Raw genomic sequence first — 5,823 nt, forward strand, 5'->3', positions numbered from 1 at the left:
GCCGAACGGATGCCGCGCGAAACCCTCTCCGACCTGCTGTCGCGCGCCGACAAGGCGCTCTACGAGGCCAAGCGGGGCGGGCGCGACTGCGTGCGGGTCGCGACCGATTACTCGGACGGCCGCTACGACGCGCGCGCGTCATAGAACAGCGGGCGTTCTGACGAACGCTGTTCCGCTGCCCAGCCTGGTTTTCCTGGCCGTATCTGTGCGACGCCAGACGATTCCGTCTGGCTGCGAAATGCTCCGGAACCTGACGACGTTTTCCCGAACCGCTCCGCAAACCGGCCTCGGCTTTTCAGGCTTCAGCGGCAGGGGCCGCCCTGCAAGGGAATGACGCCCTGATCGAAGCCGTACATATAGCTGCGGCCCTTGACCAGCACCGGCGGCCTCCAGCAATCGCCCGCGGCGGCGCTGACATAGCCATTGTCGTCGGGATAGATCGTGGGGCGTTCGTTCGAGCGCGTAAACTGGGCGAGCTGGCGGACGCGATGCCCCTGCCCGACGATGATGCGCTTGTAGCCGGCCCCGCTTTCCACAATGAGATTGCCGAATGAATCGGCATAGACAAGGTCGGGGCCGCCGGCACTCGCCGGCACGGCAAGTGCGGCCAGAAGACCACCGGCCAGAACCAGTGGCAGCAGGCGAGTTCGCGATTTCACGTTCCGGTCCATGGCGCGATCTCCTTGCGCTGGTGCGCCGCTTCCTCGGAATGGAAATTAACGATTTCTTAACCTTTGTTAAGGGCAGGGCCGCGATTAATTAACGGATATGGTTAACAAAATGTCGGTCAGGTTGCCGCTGTGTTCCCGTTGATCGGCCCGCGGCAAAGCGGATAGTTTTTGCCGATGATTCATTTCAGCCATCGTCGCGGCGCCGTTTTGATGCGCCCTGCCCTCCTTCTTTGCCTCCTGCTGCCGGTGGCGGCCTGCGTTTCGGAAAGCAATGCCGGCGGCGGCGCGCAGGCGGCGTCCGCAACAGCGCAGGCCGCCCGCGAGGCCGGCGCGCCGCAGCCCGCGCATGCGGTCTACGATTGCGGCCCGCGCGGCGAACTCACCATCGACAATTTCCGCAGTTCGGTGCGGCTGGTGGACCCTGAGGGCGACGATGTCGAACTGCCGGCCGCGCCCGTCACCCAGCGCTCGCGCTACGGCCAGACGCCCTATGCGCTGGTGCTGGACGGCAATGAGGCGCTCTACATGAAAAGCGGCCGGGAACCGGTGAACTGCCGCAGGTGATTCGGGTTGCATTGCACTGCAGCAAAAAAAGCGGCAGCCCTGCATTTTCGCGGTTCGGCGGGTTTCCGCCCACCTTCAATCGATTGAAGGTGGAACAATGGCTTGACGCTTTGGACCATTGACGCAAATTGCCACCACGAAACGCTTATCCGGCTTTGACGCGGTGCAAAAACCGCATTAGAACGCCGCTGTCCCAAGTCGCATTCCGAGAAGGGCACGCCGCTTTTGCGCCTCGGAATGACCGGGCGCCGGAAAGGGGAGCCATGAGCAAGATACCAGCCACCCAGGCAAGGCCGCTATCGCCACATCTGACTGTCTACAAGCCGCCGATCACGATGACGACGTCGATCCTGCATCGCATCACCGGCGGCGCGCTTTACTTCGGCACGCTGCTGGTGGCCTGGTGGCTGATCGCGGCGGCCGTGTCGGAAAGCTATTTCAATTTCGTCGACTGGATCTTCGGCACGTGGATCGGCCGTCTCGTCCTGTTCGGCTACACCTGGGCGCTGATGCTCCACATGATGGGCGGCATCCGCCATTTCATCTGGGACGCGGGCGCGGGGCTTGAGAAGCGCACGGCGTCGAAGATCGCCTGGGCCTCCTTGATCGCCTCGGTGGTGCTGACCGTGCTGATCTGGGTCGTCGGCTACATGGTGCGGGGAGCCTGATCATGGCGGACATGCGTACACCTCTCAAGAAGGTCCGGGGTCTCGGCTCGGCGCGCGAAGGCACCGGCCATTTCTGGCGCCAGCGCCTGACTGCGGTTGCCAATATCCCGCTCACCCTGTTCTTCGTCGGCCTCATCGTCGCGCTCAACGGCACCGGCTATGACAATGTCCGCGCGGCCCTTTCCAATCCCTTCGTGGCGCTGATCCTGATCGTGATGCTGCTGTCGGGGCTCTATCACATGCGGCTCGGCATGCAGGTCATCATCGAGGATTATGTCCACGGCGAAGGCAGCAAGCTGGTGCTGTTCATGCTCAATACATTCTTCACGATCGCGGTTGGCGTTGCTTCGGTCTTCGCCCTGCTCAAACTCGCATTCGGGGGCTGACCCAGTGGCCAAGGACAACAAAGGCAACGGCGCCGCATCCGCCGGCAAGGGCTATACCTATGTCGACCACAAGTTCGACGTGGTCGTGGTGGGCGCCGGCGGCTCGGGCCTGCGCGCGACGCTCGGCATGGCCGAACAGGGCCTGAAGACGGCCTGCATCACCAAGGTCTTCCCCACCCGCTCGCATACGGTGGCGGCACAGGGTGGCATTGCCGCCTCGCTCTCCAACATGGGTCCCGACAACTGGCAGTGGCATATGTATGACACCGTCAAGGGGTCGGACTGGCTGGGCGACGTCGACGCCATGGAATACATGGTGCGCCACGCGCCGGCCGCCGTCTATGAGCTGGAGCACTATGGCGTGCCCTTCTCGCGCACCGAGGAAGGCAAGATCTACCAGCGCCCCTTCGGCGGCCACATGCAGAATTTCGGCGACGGCCCGCCCGTGCAGCGCACCTGCGCCGCCGCCGACCGTACCGGCCACGCCATCCTGCACACGCTCTACGGCCAGTCGCTGAAGCACAACGCCCAGTTCTTCATCGAGTATTTCGCGCTCGACCTGATCATGACGGACGGCGTGTGCACCGGCGTGGTTGCCTGGAACCTCGATGACGGCACCATCCACCGCTTCTCCGCCAAGATGGTGGTGCTGGCGACCGGCGGCTATGGCCGCGCCTATTTCTCCGCCACCTCGGCGCATACCTGCACCGGCGACGGCGGCGGCATGGCGGCGCGTGCGGGCCTGCCGCTGCAGGACATGGAATTCGTGCAGTTCCACCCGACCGGCATCTACGGCTCGGGCTGCCTCATCACCGAGGGCGCGCGCGGCGAAGGCGGCTATCTGGTCAATTCCGAGGGCGAGCGCTTCATGGAACGCTATGCGCCGTCGGCCAAGGACCTCGCCTCGCGCGACGTGGTTTCGCGCTGCATGACGCTGGAAATCCGCGAGGGCCGCGGCGTCGGCCGCAACAAGGACCACATCTACCTGCATCTCGACCATCTCGATCCGGCCGTTCTGCATGAGCGCCTGCCGGGCATCTCGGAAAGCGCGAAAATCTTCGCCGGCGTCGATGTGACCCGCGAGCCGATTCCGGTGCTGCCGACGGTGCACTACAATATGGGCGGCGTGCCCACCAACTATTGGGGCGAGGTGCTGAACCCGACCGAAGGCGAGCCGGACCGCGTCCAGCCCGGCCTGATGGCCGTGGGCGAGGCCGGCTGCGCCTCGGTGCACGGCGCCAACCGCCTCGGTTCCAACTCGCTGATCGACCTGGTCGTGTTCGGCCGCGCCGCCGCGATCCGCGCCGGCGAGGTGATCGACCGTGCCGCCCCGATTCCCGCGATCAACGAGCAGGCGGTCGAGAAGATCATGGACCGCTTCGACCGGCTGCGCCACGCCAATGGCGGCACGCCGACGGCGGCGCTGCGCGAGAAGATGCAGCGCACCATGCAGGAAGACGCCGCCGTGTTCCGCACGCAGGAATCGCTCGAGCAGGGCTGCCAGCGCATGTCGGCGCTGTGGACCGAGCTGAAGGACCTCAAGGTCACCGACCGCTCGATGATCTGGAATTCCGACCTGGTGGAGACGCTGGAGCTGGAAAACCTGATGGCCAATGCGCTGCCGACCGTCTATGGCGCCGAAGCCCGCAAGGAAAGCCGCGGCGCGCATGCCCGCGAGGACTTCTCCTCGCGCGACGACGCCAACTGGCGCAAGCACACGCTGGCCCGCCTCTCCGAGGACGGCAAGGTGACGCTGGACTATCGCCCGGTGCACACCGAGACGCTGCTGCCGGAATCGGAAGGCGGCATCAGCCTCGCCAAGATCGCGCCCAAGGCGCGCGTGTACTGATCGAGGGAGATCGACATGGTTGAACTGGCTCTTCCCAAGAACTCCCAGATCAGGCAGGGCAAGACCTGGCCGAAGCCCGAGGGCGCGACCAATCTGCGCGAGTTCCGCATCTATCGCTGGTCGCCGGACGACGGCGAAAACCCGCGCATCGACACCTACTATGTCGATATGGACGATTGCGGGCCGATGGTCCTCGACGCGCTGCTCTGGATCAAGAACAAGATCGATCCGACGCTGACGCTGCGCCGCTCCTGCCGCGAGGGCATTTGCGGCTCCTGCGCCATGAACATCGACGGCGGCAACACGCTGGCCTGCACCAAGGGCTGCGACGACATTTCCGGCGCGGTGAAAATCTACCCGCTGCCGCATATGCCGGTGGTGAAGGACCTGGTGCCCGACCTCACCAACTTCTACGCCCAGCACCGCTCGATCGAGCCCTGGCTGCAGACGGTGTCGCCGGAGCCGGCCAAGGAGTGGCTGCAGAGCCATGAGGACCGCGCCAAGCTGGACGGCCTCTACGAGTGCATCCTGTGCGCCTGCTGCTCCACCTCCTGCCCGAGCTACTGGTGGAACGGCGACCGCTATCTCGGCCCCGCAACGCTGCTACAGGCCTACCGCTGGCTGATCGACAGCCGCGACGAGGCGACCGGCGAGCGGCTCGACAATCTCGAGGACCCGTTCCGACTCTATCGCTGCCACACCATCATGAACTGCGCGCAGACCTGCCCCAAGGGCCTCAACCCGGCCAAGGCGATCGCGGAAATCAAGAAGATGATGGTGGAGAGAAGGGTTTAAGACCGGGCTTCTCCGATCCGATTCACTGGAGCGCGGTGACAGACGTCGCCGCGCTCCAGTTCGTTTGAGCACAACCCTCGCCGGATACGCCTTCGGGATTGCTGCCCATATGTGCGAGAGCGTTGTTGCCCGCGCCATTTTGTGCCAATAGCTGCGGCATGGAAGCGACAACCGATCTCCCCCTCCTCACCCCCATCGAAGCGCGCGTGCTCGGCTGCCTGATCGAAAAAAAGGAGCTGACGCCGGACATCTATCCGCTCACCCTCAATGCCGCCCATGCCGCCGCCAACCAGAAGACGGCGCGCGAGCCGGTGATGGCGCTGGAGCAGATGGAGGTGCACCGGGCGCTGAAATCTCTCGAGCAGAAGGAACTGGTGCGCCAGGTCTTCGGCTCGCGCGTGGAGCGCTATGAGCATCTTGCCGCGCAGCGCTTCTTGCTGACAACGCCGCAGATCGCCGTTCTCGGCCTGCTGCTTCTGCGCGGGCCCCAGACCGCCGGCGAACTGATGGCGCGCAGCGAGCGCATGGCGCGCTTCCAGTCGATGGAAGACCTGCGCACCGAACTCGACATGCTGATCGGCAAGCGCCCGGCGCTGGTGCAGGAAATCGGGCGCGGCCCCGGCCAGCGCGAGGACCGCTATGCGCACCTGCTGAGCGGGCCGGTCGATGTCGCCGCCCTTGCCGCGCAGCGCGGCCCGGCGGTCATGCCGGCATCCGATCTCGAAGCCCGGATACAGACGCTGGAGGAAGAGGTCGCGGCCCTGCGCGCCCGCCTCGACGCGCTGGGCGGCTAGCGCGGTTCACGGCTTGATTGAATCGTCAGGATTCCCTGTTTGCTGATTTTGTGATTCAAGATGGTGGCTGGAATGGAGGCCAGCATCTGATGATCG

General features: G+C 64.9%; 7 protein-coding genes. 6 read left to right on the forward strand and 1 reads right to left on the reverse strand.

Translation table 11 applies throughout. From position 1 onward, the window contains the following. Positions 1–302: 302 nt before the first annotated feature. Positions 303–671 carry a hypothetical protein gene (locus C7441_RS08240; protein WP_109612426.1) on the reverse strand — a complete coding sequence of 123 codons (369 nt, stop codon included), beginning with the start codon at positions 669–671 and terminating at the stop codon, positions 303–305. Positions 672–881: 210 nt separating this feature from the next. Between C7441_RS08240 and C7441_RS08245 the strand changes: the two genes are divergently transcribed. From C7441_RS08245 to C7441_RS08270, 6 genes are all read left to right on the forward strand, one after another. Beyond that, positions 882–1,235: a hypothetical protein gene (locus C7441_RS08245; protein WP_146201438.1), complete on the forward strand. Its 354-nt coding sequence runs from the start codon at positions 882–884 to the stop codon at positions 1,233–1,235. Between the two features lie 263 nt (positions 1,236–1,498). Continuing rightward, the gene (gene sdhC / locus C7441_RS08250) at positions 1,499–1,903 is read left to right on the forward strand and encodes a succinate dehydrogenase, cytochrome b556 subunit (protein ID WP_019170741.1); all 405 of its coding nucleotides are present in this window, start codon (positions 1,499–1,501) and stop codon (positions 1,901–1,903) included. Between the two features lie 2 nt (positions 1,904–1,905). Beyond that, entirely contained in the window at positions 1,906–2,289 is a 384-nt protein-coding gene (sdhD, locus tag C7441_RS08255; protein ID WP_019170742.1) for a succinate dehydrogenase, hydrophobic membrane anchor protein, read from the forward strand. 4 nt (positions 2,290–2,293) lie between these two features. Next, complete coding sequence (gene sdhA, locus C7441_RS08260; RefSeq protein ID WP_109612428.1) at positions 2,294–4,138, forward strand: succinate dehydrogenase flavoprotein subunit; 1,845 nt, start codon at positions 2,294–2,296, stop codon at positions 4,136–4,138. 15 nt (positions 4,139–4,153) lie between these two features. Beyond that, on the forward strand, positions 4,154–4,933 hold the full coding sequence (locus tag C7441_RS08265; protein ID WP_019170744.1) for a succinate dehydrogenase iron-sulfur subunit: 780 nt from the start codon (positions 4,154–4,156) through the stop codon (positions 4,931–4,933). A gap of 158 nt (positions 4,934–5,091) precedes the next feature. Continuing rightward, positions 5,092–5,727: a YceH family protein gene (locus tag C7441_RS08270; RefSeq protein WP_109612429.1), complete on the forward strand. Its 636-nt coding sequence runs from the start codon at positions 5,092–5,094 to the stop codon at positions 5,725–5,727. The last annotated feature ends 96 nt before the right edge of the window (positions 5,728–5,823 follow it).

Origin of the sequence: Pseudaminobacter salicylatoxidans (assembly GCF_003148475.1) — a bacterium.
GTDB lineage: Bacteria > Pseudomonadota > Alphaproteobacteria > Rhizobiales > Rhizobiaceae > Pseudaminobacter > Pseudaminobacter salicylatoxidans.

Coding starts and splice junctions, on each gene's coding strand:
- C7441_RS08265 (WP_019170744.1), top strand. CDS start 4,154: ATGGTTGAACTGGCTCTTCCCAAGAACTCCCAGATCAGGCAGGGCAAG.
- sdhD (WP_019170742.1), top strand. CDS start 1,906: ATGGCGGACATGCGTACACCTCTCAAGAAGGTCCGGGGTCTCGGCTCG.
- sdhC (WP_019170741.1), top strand. CDS start 1,499: ATGAGCAAGATACCAGCCACCCAGGCAAGGCCGCTATCGCCACATCTG.
- C7441_RS08240 (WP_109612426.1), bottom strand. CDS start 671: ATGGACCGGAACGTGAAATCGCGAACTCGCCTGCTGCCACTGGTTCTG.
- C7441_RS08245 (WP_146201438.1), top strand. CDS start 882: ATGCGCCCTGCCCTCCTTCTTTGCCTCCTGCTGCCGGTGGCGGCCTGC.
- C7441_RS08270 (WP_109612429.1), top strand. CDS start 5,092: ATGGAAGCGACAACCGATCTCCCCCTCCTCACCCCCATCGAAGCGCGC.